Origin of the sequence: Mucilaginibacter aquariorum, from assembly GCF_024498135.1 — a bacterium.
Classification (GTDB): domain Bacteria; phylum Bacteroidota; class Bacteroidia; order Sphingobacteriales; family Sphingobacteriaceae; genus Mucilaginibacter; species Mucilaginibacter aquariorum.
Window position 1 is genome coordinate 347135 of the sequence record NZ_JANHOH010000002.1, and the last position, 19063, is coordinate 366197.

Sequence of the window (19063 nt, forward strand, 5' to 3'; positions counted from 1 at the left end):
TTTGTTCTTGATGCCCAAAGTTATTGCAGCTTTTTTCTTACTGTTCATTATAACAAATGTACAGGCCCAAACCTGGGAAATAGGAGGGGCCATAGGTGCTGCAGGATACATCGGCGATTTAAATGTCAATAACCCGGTTAAACCAAGCGGCGGGGCTGTAGGGTTATTTGTGAAACGGAATTTTAACCGCTACCTATCAGCAAAGCTAAATTACACCTTTTCGCAAATAAGCGGTGCCGACAGTACATCAAGTAGTCAGCAATTCCGCGATCGTAATTTGAGCTTCACTACTCCTTTAAAAGAACTAAGCCTGATGGCCGAGTTTAACTTTATGAGCTATATACCCGATGCCGGTAAAAATCTGTACACACCTTATATATACTTGGGTGGGGGGATCACTTCGTATACACCCAGGGCAATGCTAAATGGCAATCCAGTAGGCCTAAGGCAGCTACGTACCGAGGGGCAAGCCAACGAATACTCCAAATTTGCAATTGTTATACCTTTTGGTGCAGGCATTAAATACAATGTTTCGGGCAAATGGACAGTAGCTGTAGATCTTGGCTATAGGTTTACGAATACAGATTATTTAGACGATGTAAGCGGAGTATATGCTCCTGCAAGCGCGTTGCCAAATGCTGCTTCTGTAAAACTGGCCGACCGTTCAGGCGAAAAAAACGGCGGAGTTAATCGTGGTTATCCCGGCACCCAGCGGGGCGATTTCAGGCCACGTGATTTTTATATGTTTGTTGGTTTTACCCTCTCTTACACATTTGTAACACAGAGTTGCTATTATTAGGCGAAAGTCTCATTTTTTAGATTATTATATCTTTTATTTAAAATAAACAAAATTAAATTTTGTTTATTTTAAATATGTAGTATATTTATATGGTAGATGATTAATAAACCAATTGTTTAACCTTAACTATACTATCATGGCCGAATTAAATTCAACCCCGGAAAAATCAGGAAACAAACCCCGCGCAAAAAAACCAAACTTAAAGGTAGACCTTACCGCAATGGTAGATCTCGCATTCCTGCTCATTACCTTTTTTATGCTTACTACAACGCTTAGTAAGCCCAAAGCAATGGAAGTAAATATGCCGGTAGGCAATGAGCCCAGCGGTGTGGCCGAATCGCGCACCATGACCATTTGCCTTGGTAAAAATAATCAGGCTATGTATTACCTGGGCGCTGCGGATAAACCGATTCTTGCTGCAACGCTTACTAACTACAGTAATAGTGGTTTGCGCAAGGCAATATTTGAAACACGCAAGTATGTAAAACAAACCACAGGTAAAAGCATGATAGTTATTATAAAGCCTGCGCAAAGCTCCATTTACGAGAATCTGGTGAATGCGCTGGATGAAATGAAAATTACCGATGTACAACAATTTGCCATAGCTGACATCGCACCTAAGGATATTAGTTTGCTGAAGGATAAGCTGGCATATTAACAAGGGGCACAAATTAAATATATTGATAATGAATATATTATTATTAAAAAGCTAAATAATTTATTTAGAGTGCTTATTGTTTTTTACAATCATTATTTGTAAAAACACGTAGTTTTACGTGTTTTTTTCATGAATTATTGTTTATACTTTTATGAGGTAACCCATTACCTGTCACATGAAAAAACTTTATCCTAAAAGCAAGACCTCCGCTTTTAAGCTGTGCTTAATTTTGATGACATCGGTAGCTGTTATTTACGGCTGCCGTAAAGATATTTCTAAGATCGGCGAACCATTGCCCTTAACAGCTTCCGATCCTAAAATTGGAGTAGCAAAAACATGGTACGAAACCAATTTCCCCAAAAAAGTTAAAGAATCAGGACAAGCCACTCATACAATTGGGGATGAGTTTGACCTAAGCCAGTTTTTTAACCCCAACTGGAATAACGCTAAAAACTACAACCGTTACAATAATGATGTAATTGAAATTCCGATAGACTCTGCATCAAAAATTGCATTAAAGATTGGTTCAGGTGAATCATCACAAAATAATAGTCGCAGTTCGGTGCTGATCTTAAAACGTGGCCAAAGTTATGGGGCCTATGTAATGACAATTGTTGGTGATGCCGACTATGTAAACGGCGATGCTTCAAAGCTGGCAAACAACAGCTACAATAAGCGCGATGCTGATTTTAGCGGCATGGTTTACTATACAACTCCACAAGGAAAGTTTGTAAGCGGGTACACTTATAAAAACGGGACAATAAAAGGAGCGTTAACAGATGTTGCTGCTTCTGCAGGTAACCAAGCAACACAAAGCATTAAAACCAATTTAGTACAATACGTAGTTTGTACCAGCTGGTACCAATTGGTGCCGGATGATGAGGGTGATGGATACCATTGGATTTACCTGGATCAAACCAATTGCCATAATGTGACCTCCGGTGATAATGCAGGCATCCCGCCAATATCCGGCGGCGGTAGTACCGGGCCAGGCGGTGGCAGTGGTTCTGGTGGTAACACACCAACACCTCCCGATTATCCCTGTGACACACAAAACCCAGCCAGGATAAAAGGCGGTAAATCCATTAACGCCATTAAAGTACAAAAACTGCCCGGCGACGGTGGAGGCTTCCCCCCGGTACCGCCACCGGGCGATGAGCCGTGCGTGGTAGGGGCCGAACACCCTATTTTTGGCATAAATAATTCAAATGCCGTAGTACCCGATGCCAACTTTAACGCAATGGTAGACTATTTAAAGGGCTTAGGTTATAAAGCATATCCGCCGTATGAGGATTTTGTCAATGTAAACGGTGTATTCTATCACGGTACAGTATTTGGCATAATCAGCGCTGATGGCAAAGATGTCGTTACTTATTTTAAACCGGATGCAGATGGAGGTACAATGACAACGGGTTTTTATTACAGCATGGGATATCAAGGGCCCAATGGCACTAATGCTTCATCAAATAGTTTAAGCTGGCCTATATCTATGCCATCTTATTTTGGCAGCAGTACCGTAATCTATACGCCGCCACCCGCTGTTATTTATACTGGCAACGGGAATTCTTACATCGACCCTGCGACAGCAACAACAGTTGCTTATACGGACGTATTATCCGCCTTCACAAATTTTCCGCAAATTATAGATCAAATAGAAAGCGGCGAGCCGATAACAGGAGGACCACAAATAATCATGTCAAAAATTGGGTTGTTGACTTCTATAGATTGTTTAAGAGAGGTAGAAGTATTAACTTACCAGCACCCGGATTGGACAAAAGCGCAAATATATGGAAATGCGTTTTGGAATGTTTTAGGAGGGAAAGTCCACTTTATGCTGGATGTTGCCGGGTTTGTGCCAGTTATAGGCGATGCTGCAGATTTGATAAATGGTGGCATTTATTTTATTGAAGGCAATAAAGTAAATTGTGCGTTAAGTGTGGCTGCAGCAATACCCGTTGTTGGTTGGGCATCTACGGCGGGCAAGTGGGTTAAAGTATCTATAAAAACGGTGCCTTTAGCAAGTGCCGCAGGCAAAGTTGCTTATAGAGCCATTAAAGTTGGCAGGGAGCTTCGACTGGTTAAAATGGCAATTAATGTTTTTGACCACGCCGCTTTAATTACTTTAAAAGCCATAAAACCTGCTGATAAAACCCTTACCAATATTAGTGGTTACTTAATCGATAGATTTGGGTTACGTATAGCCCCTACAGAAAGCACCTTGAAAAACCTGGTTGATGACATTGTGCAACTTGGTGATGCCACAGGCGCCAAAACCGAGCAACTGGCTGATGTTTTATTACAGCGTAACGGGTTTGTGAAATACGAATCGAAAATTGGCAGTAACAATGGCTTTGATGGCGTATATATTAAGGGTAGCTTAACCAACCCAACCGAAATTGTTATTAACGAAGCCAAACAAATAGGCAGTGCAGGTAATATTAAGTTAACTCCAGGCAGTATAACTACCGGTTTAGCGGCACAAATGAGTGATGCGTGGATTAGTAAAACTATTGATAAAATGATAACTAATGTTGATCCCGCAACTATGAATCTAGGAAATGTTTTGAAAGCTAATTTTACCAAAATATCTAAAACAGTAACGGCCGTAGATAAATCGACCAAAGAAATAGTAGTTTTAAAATTGGATAAGTATGGGTTGTAAAATGCTTTTTAGAAGAAAAAGCTCTTGTTTAAAGATATTGAAAAGTCTGTTTCAACAAAATATCTCAACAATACAACCGCAGATAAAAGAAATAGTAGTTTTAAAGTTAATCATTGAAAATGGATAAAATCGAGCATTTAACAACAATGTATACCGAGCAATTAAATGACGAGGATCTTATATATGAAAAAAAAATAACAGAACCCGAAGAGTGGTATCGTTATATTCCTTTTTTAGAGTACACAAACGTAAGGAGGGCTTTATATCAAATGTATATTGAACATGATTACATAAAAACCAAAGCATCATTTTATAAAGCAGCCCGCGTTGCCCAATATATGAGCGATACGTATGATAGCCGTGTGATGGATAACGGCATGTTCCAAATAAGTTATGCTATGTTTTCGGATAATGAAGTTTTAATAGACCGATACAGTAGATTAAAAAATAAAATCAATAATGATACAAGCATGCCCTATCAATATTCAAACTGTATACAAAACATATTAGCTGAGGATTGGGACAAACTGGACTGGAATATTCATTGCCTGACACGTTTTGTGAAGATGAAACAATTTGAAAGCTTTGCAGGTGTTGTAAATATATTGAACGGCTTTAAGGCAAAAGATGAAGTACTAATAAAAAAAGGGCTTGAAGATTTTATTGCAACTGCAAAAAAAAGAAATAAAGATGGCATAATAAGTAAGTTTTTTTCTATTGATACGGCGGGCTTTTGCAAATTGGCTTGGATAAAAGGATATGAAATTGATTTAAAAAGTCAGCTGGTACCTGCTGAATTGATGCCAATTGAACCGTTAGACTATTACCCCGAATATGATTTTTTGAAAGCGAAATAAATAAACAATGGCTATCCTTATGGCCGAAAATTGCTTAATTGACTGTATGCTACCATTAGTAACAGGATCGTAAGCTAAAATTAGAACAGCGCCAATTCATAAACTAAATTTATTTTGAAAGTTCTTTATGCCATCGTGATTTTTTGCAGCTTAGCCAGCTTCAAAACGGCCGCGCAGGATACAGTAGCGTGTAAAGACTTGCCTGCTTACCTGGGCAGGAAAATAACGCTTCAAATGCGTGCGGTTGATTTTGATATGAGGAAGGAGAATATCTACCTTTATTATGGAAACCGCTACCCCGAACAGGAATTTACGGTTATAATTAAAAGAAATAACGGCAAAAAACGCATTAAACTTAATAAAAACATTATAGTCGGGCGGGCGACGGCGCCTTTGATTGGCTATATTACAACTTATGACGGCGAGCCGGATACTACTAAAAATTACGACGACGCTGCTGTGAAAAGAGAATTTGAAAAAGGCATCCCAGCTGAGATCATAGCAATAAAGGCACCCATTATATTTTCGATGAAGTACCGTCCCAGAACAGCGCCAATTGATTTGAAAGGTAAATTGGTGATGTTTATAACCGAACAATGGCAAATAGGTGCCACCCATCAACTTCCACCGTTGCGCCTTATTAGTCCACCTACTATGTCGGACAATATGGATTTTTGATGATTTGCGCAACCTATGTCGTCGCAGGCTCTCACATCCCGGACTCTGCGGATACAAACCTTTTTTGCCAGGCAAAAAAAGGTTTTGTTTTTTATACCCTGCTCATATATGTAGTTATAGTTTTTCTTTATAGCCCTATTGTGGATATTTATTTCTTTTTCGCTGATACTAAAATAATACAAAGTAAGTTTTACCTTTGTCACCTGAAAAAAATGGCATAAGTTATTGAAAGCTTTGCTGAAAACGTTTTAAATTTTAACAAAGCAATAGGTGCGACAGGTGAGATACAGCTGTTAAAACCGTTCGGGAAATGAGTTATAAAGACCAGATAGATCTTCAGAAATTACCCCGCCATATAGCTGTTATTATGGACGGCAACGGCAGGTGGGCAAAAGGCAAAGGCAAATTAAGGGTGTTTGGCCACCATAATGGGGTGCTATCTGTTAGGGATGTTGTTGAGGGCGCGGGCGAGTTGGGGATTGAATATTTAACCTTATATACCTTTAGCGCCGAAAACTGGAGCCGGCCAAAGTTTGAAGTTATCGCTATTATGGAATTGCTTATCAGCACCCTTAATAAGGAAATTGCTAAGCTTATGAACAATAATGTGCGTTTAAATGCTATTGGCGATTTAAATATGCTGCCAGACAAATGCCATAAGGAGTTGAATAATGCAATAAGCAAAACAGCTGCTAACACAGGGCTTGTGCTTACACTTGCGTTAAGCTACAGCTCGCGCGGCGAAATTGTACAAGCCGCTAAAAAATTAGCTGCCAAAGTGCAAAGCGGGGAGCTGCAACCTGCTGATATTGATGAAAAAATGTTTGAGGATAATTTATATACCGGCGGTATGCCAAACCCTGAATTATTGATCAGGACGAGTGGCGAGTATCGCATAAGTAATTATTTACTATGGCAAATTGCCTATGCCGAGCTGTACTTCACAGCAAAGCTTTGGCCTGATTTTAGGCGCGAAGATTTGTATGAAGCTATACTGGATTATCAGAAACGCGAACGCCGTTTTGGTATGACAAGTGAGCAGGTAAACTAAATTTTTACTTTTAACACTTTTTAACAACTGTATAAATTATTTTTAGCCCACTAAAATATTCGGATGAATAAAGTTTTTTTTGCTCTTCTCTTCTCTTTTATAAGCACTGCAGCACTGGCACAGGTTAATGGCGCAAAACAGTCTTCACTGTCGGGATCTATACCTGCCGATAGCCTCAGTTATCTTAGTCCCAAAGATTATATTATTGGTGGTGTTACTGTATCTGGCGCCAAGTATTTGGATAAAGAAGTACTGCTTACTATATCTAAATTAAACAAAGGTGACAGGATAAACCTGCCCGGCGAACAAAATGCCAACGTTATAAAGGACTTATACAAACAAGGCCTTTTTGATGACGTACAGTTAAATGTGACCAGAATAAACATGGATACCATTTACCTGGAGATTGCTGTTGTTGAGCGCCCGCGCTTATCGCGTTTGCACATAACCGGCATTCGCAAAGGCGAAATTGAGGATGTAACCAAAAAGCTAAGCGATAAAACCGGCAAAATTGTAAACGAAAATTTACTTAGCACCACTACTGCTATCATCAAAAAGCACTTTAATGAAAAGGGTTATTTAAATACTACTGTAGACATAAAACAAACAAAAGACCCAGGGGATGCCAACAGCGTTATACTGGATGTTGCTGTAGACAAAAAATCTAAGATTAAAATAAACAGTGTAACTTTTGAAGGTAACAAGGCATTCTCTGACAGCAAGCTGGGGAAATTTCTTAAAAATACCCGCGTAAAAAAGTTCTATAACATATTTGGTTCTAAGAAATTCAAACAAGATAAATACGAAGAAGATAAGCAGACACTTGTAGAGAAAATGCAGGAAAAAGGTTATCGTGATGCGGAAGTTTTGAGCGATAGCGTTACCAAACATGACGAGAAAACGGTTGATGTAAAGATTAAAATTTACGAAGGACCTAAATATTATTTTGGTAATGTTAAATTCTCTGGGAATGCACGCTACCCTGCTGATGTGTTGAGCAGGATATTACGTATAGAAAAAGGGCAGGTATTTAGCGAGGATGAATTAAACAAGCGTTTAACTGGCCCTACGCCAAATAACGATGATGTATCGTCACTTTATTTAAATGATGGTTATTTAACCTTTAATGCCGATCCGGTACAAACAAGAGTTTATAATGATACTGTTGATCTTGACATAAGGATCTATGAAGGCCCGCAATACACCATTAACCGTGTAATAGTTAAGGGTAATGATGTTACTAACGATAAAGTAGTACTCCGCGAGATAAGGACTAAACCGGGTCAAAAATTCAACAAAGAACTATTAATACGTAGTGCGCGTGAAATTGGCCAGTTGGGTAACTTTGATGAGCAAAAAACTGAACCAAGGCCAACAAATATTAACCCGGCCGATGGTACTGTTGATTTAGTTTACAACGTGGTTGAAAAACCTTCAGATCAGATTGAGCTATCAGGTGGTTTTGGCGGCGGGCAGTTGGTTGGTACATTAGGGTTAACCTTTAACAACTTTGCTTTACGTAACCTGTTTAACTTAAAAGCTTACAAACCATTGCCAAAAGGCGACGGACAAAAGCTAAGCTTAAGAGGTCAGTCAAGCGGTCGTACTTACCAAAACTTCTCGTTCACTTTCTCTGAACCATGGCTGGGGGGTAAAAAACCAATTTATTTTGCATTATCGGCTTATACACAAGGTAGCTCTACAGGGCAGTATTACCCTAAATCAAGCCCTTATTACAATAAGTTACGTATTAATGGCGTGGGGGTAACTTTAGGTAAACGTTTAAACTGGCCGGATAACTACTTCCAGTTAAACTACTCGTTAAACGTCGACCATTATGATCTGGATAACTATGGAGGTTACCTGTTCCAAAATGGTACATCATACAATATTAAATTAACCCAGGAGCTTAGCCGTAACTCGGTCGATGTACCCCTTTATCCTACATCTGGTTCAAATATTAAACTTACAATACAGGCAACGCCACCGTACTCTTTATTTAATAGTATCAATTATAATGTGGCAACACCAGAAGAAAGATATCACTTTGTTGAGTACTACAAATGGAAATTTGATGCTCAATGGTTTCAACGGATAAGTGGAAAATTGGTACTGATGTCGCAGGTGCGTTTTGGTTACCTGGGGCAGTATAACAAATTGGTAGGCCCATCTCCTTTTGAGCGTTTCAAATTGGGTGGTGATGGTATGCAGAGCTACCAGTTCTTACAAGGTACCGATGTTGTAGGTTTACGTGGTTATGAAAACTTCTCTATTGTACCGGTAGGTTCAAACCTTAATGCAAATACAAATCAGGGTAGTGCCATCTATAATAAATATACAATGGAGTTAAGGCATCCGGTAATTACAGGCCAGTCTGCTACTATATTCTTACTGGCATTTGCCGAAGGTGGTAACGTTTGGGATAATTTTAGCCAATTTAATCCGTTTAATGTGAGGCGTTCGGTTGGTGTGGGTGCAAGGATATTCTTACCAATATTTGGCTTACTGGGCTTAGATTACGGTTATGGTTTCGACAAAATACCAGGTCAGCCAGATGCTAACAAAGGACACTTCCATTTTACAATTTCACAAAGCTTAAGCGGAGGATTTAATTAAATTTGCACAGCAGTTTATGAAAAAAATACTTTTAATACTTTTTTTTACAGTTACAGCCTGCACGGCAGCACTGGCACAGCGTTTTGCTTATGTTGATTCTGATTATATTTTAAAACATATGCCAGAATACGCATCATCGCAAAAACAACTGGCATCACTATCCGAGTCGTGGCAAAAGGATGTTGATACCCGTTTCCAGGAAATTGACCGTTTGTACAAAGCGTACCAGGCCGATCAGGTATTAATGACGCCTGAAATGCGTAAACGCCGTGAAGCGGAAATAGTAGATAAAGAGAAATTAGCTAAAGATTATCAGCGCCAAATTTTTGGCCCGGATGGTGAGCTTTCTAAAAAAAGTAATACGCTTATTAAACCAATACAGGATAGAGTGTCTAAAGCTGTACAGGCCGTTGCCGAAAGCGAAAGCCTGGATATGATATTTGACAAGAACAGCGAGGTTATTATGCTGTATGCCAGTCCGCGTTATAATAAAAGCGACGAGGTGGTAACACGTTTAGGGTTAAAGCCTGGAGTATTTGCCAAATAAAAATTTTATATTTATAATTAGGACTATTATTAAACACAGAACAACAGAAATGAAAAAACTATTTAAAGTTGCTTTAGTTGCAGCAGGAATGTTATTTGCAGGCAACTTTGCCCAGGCACAATCAAAAATTGGCCACATTAATTTTCAGCAGTTAATTGATTTTATGCCAGAAACTAAAACAGTAAAATCTCAGCTTGAAATTTATCAAAAACAATTCATTGATCAGTTAACTACAATGAATAACGAGTATCAAACTAAAGGTCAGGCATATCAATCAAAAAGAACAACCATGACTGATGCAGCACGTGGTGCAGCTGAAACTGAGTTGCAGGATATAGCTAAACGTTTGCAAGATTACCAACAGTCTTCACAACAACAAGTTGAAGCTAAACAACGTGAATTAGGTAAACCACTTATCGATAAAGCACGTGCGGCAGTATCTGCAGTAGCAAAAGAAAAAGGTTACGGTTATGTATTAGATACCACCAGCGAGTACTTAGTAGTATCTCCGGATGCTGATGACCTGATGCCGGCTGTGAAACTTAAATTAGGATTAAAGTAATCTGAAAATTAAATTATTTGAAAAGCGCCCTCATTCGGGGCGCTTTTTTTATTTTTGGTGTATATGTTATCAGGCAGTCCTATTGGGGTATTTGATTCCGGTATTGGTGGTTTAACGGTGTTCCGTTCTATTGTAGAACAGTTACCGGGCTATGATTATTTATACCTGGGTGATAACGGCAGGGCGCCATACGGTAACCGCTCTTTCAATACCATTCATAAATATACCTGGGAGTGCGTGCAGTGGATGTTTAAGCAAGGCTGCCCGCTGGTTATTCTGGCTTGTAACACAGCATCTGCAAAGGCATTGCGTACTATACAGCAGCAGGATCTGCCAAAAGATAATGCTGATAAGCGCGTGCTGGGTGTTATTCGCCCAACGGCCGAGGTTATTGGCGATTATACAAAAACCAAACAGATTGGTGTGCTGGGCACAAAAGGTACGGTACAATCCGGCTCCTATTTATTGGAGATAGAACACTTTTCCCCTGATCTTAAAGTTTATCAGCAAGCTTGCCCGCTTTGGGTACCGTTGATAGAAAATGGAGAATACAATAAACCCGGTGCCGATTATTATGTAAAACTGTACCTGGATCAGTTAATGAACCAATCGTCGGATATTGATACCATTTTACTGGCTTGTACACATTACCCGCTATTGCAGGATAAAATTAAAGCTCACTTACCGGGGCACATCAATGTGGTTGCCCAGGGCGATATAGTTGCCACCAGTTTGGTAGACTATCTGCAACGCCATCTCGAAATGGAGCAGCGACTTACTAAGAACGGCAACCGCCAGTTTTATACTACCATTGATGATACCCCGGACTTTGACCGCCATGCATCATTGTTTTTTGCAGATAATGTAAAAAGCGAATATGTTGATGTAAGGGAAGGGTGCTAAGTAGATTATCTACTTGTCATCCTGAACGTATGTGAAGGATCTAATGTATTACATGCTTGTCGGCGAATAGATACTTCACATGCGTTACTATGACAAATTGTTAGTAAATTGTGTGAGAAGTGTTCACGTTCACGGCCGTGAACACCATCTGTAACTTATAAATAACTGATAATAAGTAATTTAAATATTAAGCTACTGACGAAATAACGTCACCATTAAATCCAAAACTGGCACTGGCAAAATGCACTAAATATCGGTCGCGCTACACCTCTTCGCAAAGATAATGTCATTGCACCTACAAAGGCCTCACGGATTTTAAAGCTCAACATAACAAGGGGGCAATTCCGCGTTAGGGAGTAAAGCGGATACCGGCCCGTGGTTAATGCTTGTGTAGTATGAGCGGAAAGCCCGGCCAAAGGCAACGCCCAAGCCAATAACGACTCCCAATCCATTAATAAACCCTTTGCCGATCACCTTCCCCTCTTTAAAATCATTCTAAAAAAGCACGACTAAAACAGTCAACTATCCTTAGCATTTATTAAGTTTGCAACCCAAAGCAAGCGCCCTTGAATTTTTATATTACATATTTTATTGTAGCCGCAGGTTTATTTGCTTTTGTGGGGCTGTTTACCATGTTTGGCGTATACGCCGAACGTAAAGTAAGTGCATTTATACAAAACCGGCTTGGTCCCACTGAAACGGGAAAGTTCGGTACCTTACAGGTATTGGCCGATATGATAAAAATGGTTCAAAAAGAACTGATCATCCCGGCAGCGGCTGATAAAATTTTGTTCCTGGCAGCACCTGCAATTATCTTTATAGCGGTTTACCTGGGTTTTGCTGCTTTGCCATGGGCCCCGGGATTAGTTCCCGCTAATATTAACATAGGGCTTTATTACATATTCGCTATTATTTCTATCGAAACCCTCGGCATATTAATGGCCGGATGGGGCTCAAATAATAAATATTCTATACTGGGTGCCATGCGTTCGGCGGCGCAAATTATATCGTATGAAATACCTGCCGGTTTCGCGCTGATATCGGTAGTAATGGTAGCGCAAACATTAAACTTGCAGGATATAGCTATGCTGCAAGGTATCCTATCCCCCGAGAAAGTCAAATTTTTTGGTTTTTGGGATGTATCAGCAATAGGGGGAATATTATCATGGAACGTTTTTCAGGCGCCGCATTTGATGGTGGCATTTGTAATATATTTTATAGCATCATTGGCAGAAAGTAACCGTGCGCCATTTGACATACCGGAAGCAGAATCTGAGCTTGTGGCAGGTTTCCACACTGAGTTTACCGGGCTGCAGTTCGCACTGGTATTTTTGGCAGAGTATTCGATGATGTTCTTAGTATCGATGGTGGGCGTGATTTTATTTTTAGGCGCATGGAATACGCCTTTACCAAACATGGGTTCGGTACATTTAGCAAGCTGGACAACCGGCACTATATGGGGGATTTTTTGGATATTAGTAAAAACCTTGCTATTGGTAGGCATCCAGATGTGGATAAGGTGGACATTGCCACGCCTGCGGGTAGATCAACTAATGAACCTATGCTGGAAAGTGTTAACCCCGCTGGCATTTGCCTGCATGCTAATATCCGGTATATGGCGGTTGTGGGTAATGTAAGTTTTGGAGAGTCAAGAAATAAGAATCAAGAGACAAGAAAAATAAGGATGAGTAAGCGGTGGAATCAAACCCAATCGGTGAAATCCAAAAAAATAAGATGATAAAAAGGGCAATAAACGGATTTAAAACGGCATGGAAGGGACTTACCCTTACCATGAAAGCCTTGTTTACATCAAATGCAAAACGTAAGGTTACACCCATAACCGATGATAATTATTTTAAACAGCAAAACAATACCAACACTATACAATATCCAAAACAAGAAATGCCCGTGCCCGAAGTGGGGCGTTACCAATTGGATGTAGAGATTGATGATTGTATTGTGTGCGATCTGTGCGCAAAGATCTGCCCCGTAAATTGCATCGATATAGAATCGATTAAATCTACTGAGGGTAGTATCGGTGAAACATCGGATGGATCTAAAAAACTGCTTTACGCGGCCAAGTTTGATATTGATATGGCTAAATGTATGTATTGTGGCTTGTGTACTATTGTGTGCCCAACCGAGTGCATTGTAATGACCAATCAATACGACAAAACAGTATTTGAGCTTAGTAACCTTACCTATGAGTTTTCGGACATGTCGCCAGAAGATGCTGCCGAAAAACGGATGCTGCTGGAAAAACAACAGGCCGAAAAACAAGCCGCAAAATTAGCCGCCATGAAGGCAAAGGAGGGCGGGGCATGAATTTAGTGCAAATACTATTCTACATCATGGCTTTTATAACGCTGGGTTCGGCATTGGTAGTTGCCATAAGCGGGAACCTGGTACGCAGCATATTCATGTTTTTTGTAACTCTGTTTGGGCTGGCGGGTTTATATGTTTTGGCCCTGGCCGATTTTGTAGCCGTAACACAAATTGTAATATATGTTGGTGGTATTTTAGTGCTAATACTTTTTGCCTTTATGCTATCGGGTAAAGAAGCTTTAGCAACTGCACAGCAGCAAACCAACCGCTTTATTAGTCTGAGTAATGCACCTGCTTTTTTATTGGCTGCATTATTTTTAGTAGTAATGCTTAATGTTGTTTTTAAGGCTGATGTAAATAACCTGCCCTGGGTAAAGGTGGCTATCGAAACAAAAAATGTAGTGCCGGTTGATGGAACAGGCATCAATGATATCGGCGTTAATTTAATGACACGCTACTTGTTGCCTTTCGAGGTGATATCTGTATTGCTGATGATAGCTTTAGTAGGGGCAGCCCATTTGTCGCGAAAGGAGGCTATCAGAACATGATCACGCTGAATGATTTTATGATAGTGAGCGTGGTACTGTTTTGCATAGGCTTGTTCATCATCGTATCAAAAAAGAACGCCATACAAATACTGATAGGCATCGAACTAATGCTGAACGCCGCTATTTTAAACCTGGTAGCTTTTGGCAAATATGACCGTGCCAATAACGGCGGACAAATGTTCGCCCTGTTTGCCATAGTGCTGGCCGCCGCTACAACAGCGGTAGCATTGGCTATTATTTTAAATGTGTATCGCCAATACAGAACCATTAACCCTGATAAAGTTAACCAGTTAAAAGATTGATGAAGCGGTTATTGATCATATTACTTATACTGCTATCTGTTGATGCATTTGCGCAACGGAAGAAAAGCCGTGTAAAAAAACGCGCTAAACATACCGTAAGGCATAGGGCTTCCGTACGCGAGGATGAGCCTGTACTGCAACCCGAGTTTCAGTACGTAACGATGGGCGCGGATAAAAAGATAGTATTTACCGACCCGCCCGAAGGCGAGGCAAAGCCATTCGTAATTATAAACGACACCGTTTATAACGGAAGGCTGGAGGAACTGAAGGCTGATAACGTCATAGATGTATCAGTAGTAAAACGAAAAGGCGCAAGGATAATGTATGGGCCAAAGGCTGCGGCAGGTGCCATCATTATTAAAACAAAGCAACATTTGCCGGCCAACATGGCTTATAATAGTTTACCGCTGCCAAAACCAAGGCCTCAGCAAAAGCCATTTATGTTTAACGAGGAAGTTACCTACGGCAAAATTGAAGACCTTGACCCAAAGAAGATATTAAGTATAGATACGCTGATACAGCCAAAATTTATTGGTTCAAAAGATAATGATACTACAGTAAGCGTAACCACCAAGGTTTATGGCAAAAAGCTGTACCAATGGAAATTTGGTACACTGTCAAAAGCATATAAAACTTACATCAGAAGCCGCCGTGGCAATGATAACGGGGTAAACTATGTGCTAAGCGACGGAACTACTTTAACAGGCGGCAAAGAAGAAGATCTGATCAAATTATTGAAAGTGTATAACTCGGATATTACATCGGTGACTTTCGCCGGGGCTACAGGTAAAAGATCAAACAGGACTCCCACTACCGTAACTATAGAAATTAACGAACAATCGAATTGAACCCAACCTTACCATATACCGACGCGCAAACCGTAACCCTTGCAATAATTGCAGTGGTGTTGCCCTTTGCTGCCTTTTTGGTAAACTTTTTACTGTTGGGTAAAAGCAAGGCATCGGGTTGGGTATCAACACTGGCTATACTGGCGAGTACGGTACTGGCTGCCAATGTATTCTTTAAGGTATGGAACAGTCCCGGTATACATACCCAGCAGGTGTGGTTTACCATTGGCGCTACTAAAGTACAGGCGGGCATCCTGCTCAATAATCTTTCGGTGCTGATGTTGCTGCTGGTATCGGTAATTGCCTTGCCGGTACATATCTATTCCACCGCTTACATGAAGGATGATGATGGCTATAGCCGTTATTTCCGTTATTTAAGTCTGTTTTGTTTTAGTATGCTGGCCCTGGTGGTGGTTGATAACCTGATACTGCTTTATGCTTTTTGGGAACTGGTAGGTTTTTCGTCGTACCTGCTCATCGGTTTCTGGTTCACCCGCGAAAGCGCCATCATCGCCAACAAAAAAGCCTTTATCATAAACAGGATAGGTGATATAGGTTTGCTTACGGCCATAATTATTTTATATACCCAGTTCAATACTTTTGATATCCAGCAGCTTTTTGGCGATAAAGGTTTAATTGTTAATTCTATCATCGCTAATGGCGAATGGACAGGCGCATTGGGTAGTATACCTGCCTTATGGCAATACGTTGCTTTCGGTGGGGTATTTTTGGCTGTTGCTGCAAAGTCAGCACAGTTCCCTTTACATACCTGGCTGCCCGATGCTATGGAGGGACCAACTTCGGTTTCAGCATTGATCCACGCGGCTACCATGGTGGCGGCAGGGGTGTTTCTGTTAGGCCGGGTTTATCCTATGTTCAACGGAACAGAACTAACCGTATTGGCCGTTATTGGTTGCTTTACCGCGTTTATGGCAGCGACTATAGCCCTCACACAAAACGACCTGAAACGCATCCTGGCATACTCTACCATTTCGCAATTGGGCTTTATGGTGATGGCCATGGGCGTTGGAGCATACTCTTCGTCTCTGTTCCATTTAGCTACGCATGCGTTCTTTAAATGTTTGTTGTTCCTGGTCGCAGGGATTGTTATCCACCAGGTAAAACATATCAAGGACGATAACAACCTGGACATCGATCCGCAAAATATTCTGCATATGGGTGGCTTGCGCAAAAAACTGCCCTTAACATTTATTGCTGCCATAATTGGTGCATTAGCATTGGTCGGGCTCCCGCTAACATCAGGTTATCTGTCAAAAGATGGCATCCTGATCCAGGCGTTTGACTGGTCGGATAATAAAGGTGGTATCCTTAAACTGATTCCTTATGCAGCATTGTTTACCAGCTGGTTAACGGCATTTTATGTGGCCAGGCTTATAGTAAAAGTTTTCTTTGGTGAGTTCCGTCTGCAAAAAATGAATCCTCACATCCATATTCACATGGGCGATGGGGGCTGGCAATACAAGCTGCCGCTGGTATTTTTGGCGCTTTGCTGTTTGTTTCCATTGTTTTCATTAAGCCCTATTTTTTACGAGGATGCATGGTTATACAAAGGATTTTTGCAGGCTAATTTTTTAGCACGCGAGAACATGTATCATTATATTATACCGGTGTTGGTGAATATATTGAGCGTTGTAGTAATATATTTCGCGTACATGATCTATGTAAAACGCAATACATGGTCGTTCCCGCAAACTGGGATGCTGTTCCGTATCTCATTTAACGAATGGTATATCGATAGCTTTTATAACCGTGTTATTGTGCGTTTTGTAATGTGGCTAAGTAATGCCTTGTACTGGTTTGATAGTAAAGTGGTAGATGGCTTTGTGAACCTGCTCGAAAAAATTGGTATCGCCATTGCCGGCATCGCCGCCTGGCTTGATAAACATATAGTTGACGGGCTGCTGCATCTAATTGCCGATATTGTACATGGCATTGGTGGTTTTGCACGCCGTTTTCAAGGCGGCAAAATTCAATATTATTTATTCAGCATGTTATTAGTGCTGATCACCGTATTTATTTTAAAACTGATCTGGACCTGATGAATATATTAACCCTGCTCATTTTTACACCCATACTGTTTGGCTTAGTTATTCTGCTGTTGCCGTCATCATTGCGTGCGAGTTTCAAATACATAACGTTATTTGCTACTCTAGTGCAATTATGTTTCAGCATATATATTTATCTGCACTTTCAAACAGGGGCGGCGTTCGCGGGCATTAATCACGAAGATCAGTTTCAGTTTGTACAAAAACTACCCTGGATAAGCCTCGATTTAGGCGGCATGGGTAAAATGCAGATAGAGTATTTTGTGGGGATCGATGGTATATCGGTCACCCTATTAGTAATGACCTCATTGGTAATGGTAATTGCCGCTATTGCATCCTGGGAAATAACCAGTAACCTTAAAGGGTTCTTCGCCTTGTTCCTGCTGTTGGATATGGCTGTAGTAGGGGTGTTTTGCGCGCTTGATTTCTTCCTGTTCTATACCTTTTACGAGTTAATGTTATTGCCCTTATACTTCCTGATAGGGATGTGGGGCGGCGCAAGGCGCGAGTACGCAGCTATAAAGTTTTTCTTGTATACCTTATTCGGTTCGGTATTTATGTTGCTGGTGATGGTGGGTTTATATCTGTCGGTTAAAGATCCTGCAACCGGTAACCATACTTTTAATATCATCCACATGATGAACCCGGCCAATTATATTGAGGGGTCGGTGTTCTCTGTACTTAGTAATGCTACCATATTAGGTATGCCTGCCCGGGCTGTTGGTTTTGTGGTGCTATTTATTGCATTTGCCATTAAGGTGCCGGTGGTGCCATTGCATACCTGGCTGCCGGATGCACACGTGGAAGCACCAACCCCGGTATCTATTATACTTGCAGGGATTTTGTTAAAAATAGGCGGTTACGGTATTATCCGTATCTGCATCGGGATCTTCCCCGATGCCGCATTATCCGGAGCATTTTGGTTAGGCTTATTAGGAGTGATATCTATTTTATACGGCGCCTTCAACGCCCTTGCACAGCGCGATCTGAAACGCATGATTGCTTATTCATCCGTATCGCATATGGGGTTTGTACTGCTGGGCATCGCCTCAAACACTGCCGAAGGTATCAGCGGTGCGGTGCTTCAAATGGTTAGTCACGGCTTTTTGTCAACCATGCTGTTCTTTTTAGTAGGCGTAATATATAACCGCGTGCACGATAGGGATATATATAATTTCCGTGGCTTAGGTACGCTGATGCCACGCTATACGGTTTACGTAATGATAGCTTTCTTCGCCTCATTAGGTTTGCCTGGTTTCTCCGCTTTCGTGGCCGAAGCATTCTCTTTAGCAGGTGCTTTCAAATCGCACTCGGTTAATGGTTTGCTGCCTTATTGGATGGCCATCTGCGGTTCGGTAGGGATCTTACTTAGCGCCGCTTACTTTTTATGGACATTGCAACGCATGTTCTTCGGCGGCGTTTCCCTCAAAGGAGGCGATGTTTGGAAGGTAGCGTTAACCGATATCAACTTCCGCGAAACGGCTACTTTATTGCCGCTGGCACTTATCGCATTGATATTGGGCATTATGCCATCGTTAGTGCTTGGTAAAATAAATGATTCGGTGTTGGCGCTGATCCAGTTTTTACAGTTGAAATAAAACGATATTTATTTCAAACAGGTTTATGGAAAAGTTAGGGCTT

Annotated in this window: 17 protein-coding genes; all 17 read left to right on the forward strand. The window is 40.9% G+C overall.

Annotated elements, in window-relative coordinates; translation table 11 throughout:
- Positions 1-10 precede the first annotated feature (10 nt).
- Positions 11-799 carry a type IX secretion system protein PorG gene (porG, locus tag NPE20_RS12545; RefSeq protein WP_256539003.1) on the forward strand — a complete coding sequence of 263 codons (789 nt, stop codon included), beginning with the start codon at positions 11-13 and terminating at the stop codon, positions 797-799.
- A gap of 136 nt (positions 800-935) precedes the next feature.
- A complete protein-coding gene (locus tag NPE20_RS12550) occupies positions 936-1457 on the forward strand; it encodes an ExbD/TolR family protein (protein WP_256539004.1) in 522 nt (173 codons plus the stop codon).
- Positions 1458-1632: 175 nt separating this feature from the next.
- Positions 1633-4119 carry a hypothetical protein gene (locus NPE20_RS12555; RefSeq protein ID WP_256539005.1) on the forward strand — a complete coding sequence of 829 codons (2487 nt, stop codon included), beginning with the start codon at positions 1633-1635 and terminating at the stop codon, positions 4117-4119.
- Between the two features lie 119 nt (positions 4120-4238).
- Complete coding sequence (locus tag NPE20_RS12560; RefSeq protein WP_256539006.1) at positions 4239-4976, forward strand: Imm49 family immunity protein; 738 nt, start codon at positions 4239-4241, stop codon at positions 4974-4976.
- Between the two features lie 114 nt (positions 4977-5090).
- On the forward strand, positions 5091-5654 hold the full coding sequence (locus tag NPE20_RS12565) for a hypothetical protein (RefSeq protein ID WP_256539007.1): 564 nt from the start codon (positions 5091-5093) through the stop codon (positions 5652-5654).
- Between the two features lie 310 nt (positions 5655-5964).
- Complete coding sequence (gene uppS, locus NPE20_RS12570; protein ID WP_256539008.1) at positions 5965-6705, forward strand: undecaprenyl pyrophosphate synthase; 741 nt, start codon at positions 5965-5967, stop codon at positions 6703-6705.
- A gap of 63 nt (positions 6706-6768) precedes the next feature.
- Positions 6769-9321: an outer membrane protein assembly factor BamA gene (gene bamA, locus NPE20_RS12575; protein WP_256539009.1), complete on the forward strand. Its 2553-nt coding sequence runs from the start codon at positions 6769-6771 to the stop codon at positions 9319-9321.
- 16 nt (positions 9322-9337) lie between these two features.
- On the forward strand, positions 9338-9868 hold the full coding sequence (locus NPE20_RS12580) for an OmpH/Skp family outer membrane protein (RefSeq protein ID WP_256539010.1): 531 nt from the start codon (positions 9338-9340) through the stop codon (positions 9866-9868).
- Between the two features lie 49 nt (positions 9869-9917).
- Complete coding sequence (locus NPE20_RS12585; RefSeq protein WP_256539011.1) at positions 9918-10430, forward strand: OmpH/Skp family outer membrane protein; 513 nt, start codon at positions 9918-9920, stop codon at positions 10428-10430.
- A gap of 63 nt (positions 10431-10493) precedes the next feature.
- Complete coding sequence (gene murI, locus NPE20_RS12590) at positions 10494-11333, forward strand: glutamate racemase (protein WP_256539012.1); 840 nt, start codon at positions 10494-10496, stop codon at positions 11331-11333.
- Positions 11334-11899: 566 nt separating this feature from the next.
- Positions 11900-12970, forward strand: a complete 1071-nt coding sequence (locus NPE20_RS12595; protein ID WP_256539013.1) for a complex I subunit 1/NuoH family protein — start codon at positions 11900-11902, stop codon at positions 12968-12970.
- A 97-nt stretch (positions 12971-13067) separates the two neighbouring features.
- Complete coding sequence (locus NPE20_RS12600; RefSeq protein WP_256539014.1) at positions 13068-13658, forward strand: 4Fe-4S dicluster domain-containing protein; 591 nt, start codon at positions 13068-13070, stop codon at positions 13656-13658.
- Positions 13655-14206: an NADH-quinone oxidoreductase subunit J family protein gene (locus NPE20_RS12605; protein ID WP_256539015.1), complete on the forward strand. Its 552-nt coding sequence runs from the start codon at positions 13655-13657 to the stop codon at positions 14204-14206. The genes NPE20_RS12600 and NPE20_RS12605 overlap by 4 nt, the downstream gene beginning before the upstream one ends.
- A complete protein-coding gene (gene nuoK / locus NPE20_RS12610) occupies positions 14203-14508 on the forward strand; it encodes an NADH-quinone oxidoreductase subunit NuoK (protein ID WP_256539016.1) in 306 nt (101 codons plus the stop codon). The genes NPE20_RS12605 and nuoK overlap by 4 nt, the downstream gene beginning before the upstream one ends.
- Positions 14508-15356 (forward strand): hypothetical protein, encoded by an 849-nt coding sequence (locus tag NPE20_RS12615; protein ID WP_256539017.1) that lies wholly within the window; start codon positions 14508-14510, stop codon positions 15354-15356. Before nuoK ends, NPE20_RS12615 begins: the two co-directional genes overlap by 1 nt.
- A complete protein-coding gene (locus NPE20_RS12620) occupies positions 15353-17416 on the forward strand; it encodes an NADH-quinone oxidoreductase subunit 5 family protein (RefSeq protein ID WP_256539018.1) in 2064 nt (687 codons plus the stop codon). The genes NPE20_RS12615 and NPE20_RS12620 overlap by 4 nt, the downstream gene beginning before the upstream one ends.
- Positions 17416-19020, forward strand: coding sequence for a complex I subunit 4 family protein (locus NPE20_RS12625; protein WP_256539019.1), 1605 nt, complete (start codon positions 17416-17418; stop codon positions 19018-19020). Before NPE20_RS12620 ends, NPE20_RS12625 begins: the two co-directional genes overlap by 1 nt.
- The last annotated feature ends 43 nt before the right edge of the window (positions 19021-19063 follow it).

Excerpts from the sequence above, each read along its gene's own strand:
- porG (WP_256539003.1), top strand. The coding sequence starts at position 11 with ATGCCCAAAGTTATTGCAGCTTTTTTCTTACTGTTCATTATAACAAAT.
- NPE20_RS12550 (WP_256539004.1), top strand. The coding sequence starts at position 936 with ATGGCCGAATTAAATTCAACCCCGGAAAAATCAGGAAACAAACCCCGC.
- NPE20_RS12555 (WP_256539005.1), top strand. The coding sequence starts at position 1,633 with ATGAAAAAACTTTATCCTAAAAGCAAGACCTCCGCTTTTAAGCTGTGC.
- NPE20_RS12560 (WP_256539006.1), top strand. The coding sequence starts at position 4,239 with ATGGATAAAATCGAGCATTTAACAACAATGTATACCGAGCAATTAAAT.
- uppS (WP_256539008.1), top strand. The coding sequence starts at position 5,965 with ATGAGTTATAAAGACCAGATAGATCTTCAGAAATTACCCCGCCATATA.
- bamA (WP_256539009.1), top strand. The coding sequence starts at position 6,769 with ATGAATAAAGTTTTTTTTGCTCTTCTCTTCTCTTTTATAAGCACTGCA.
- NPE20_RS12580 (WP_256539010.1), top strand. The coding sequence starts at position 9,338 with ATGAAAAAAATACTTTTAATACTTTTTTTTACAGTTACAGCCTGCACG.
- NPE20_RS12585 (WP_256539011.1), top strand. The coding sequence starts at position 9,918 with ATGAAAAAACTATTTAAAGTTGCTTTAGTTGCAGCAGGAATGTTATTT.
- murI (WP_256539012.1), top strand. The coding sequence starts at position 10,494 with ATGTTATCAGGCAGTCCTATTGGGGTATTTGATTCCGGTATTGGTGGT.
- NPE20_RS12600 (WP_256539014.1), top strand. The coding sequence starts at position 13,068 with ATGATAAAAAGGGCAATAAACGGATTTAAAACGGCATGGAAGGGACTT.
- NPE20_RS12605 (WP_256539015.1), top strand. The coding sequence starts at position 13,655 with ATGAATTTAGTGCAAATACTATTCTACATCATGGCTTTTATAACGCTG.
- nuoK (WP_256539016.1), top strand. The coding sequence starts at position 14,203 with ATGATCACGCTGAATGATTTTATGATAGTGAGCGTGGTACTGTTTTGC.
- NPE20_RS12615 (WP_256539017.1), top strand. The coding sequence starts at position 14,508 with ATGAAGCGGTTATTGATCATATTACTTATACTGCTATCTGTTGATGCA.
- NPE20_RS12625 (WP_256539019.1), top strand. The coding sequence starts at position 17,416 with ATGAATATATTAACCCTGCTCATTTTTACACCCATACTGTTTGGCTTA.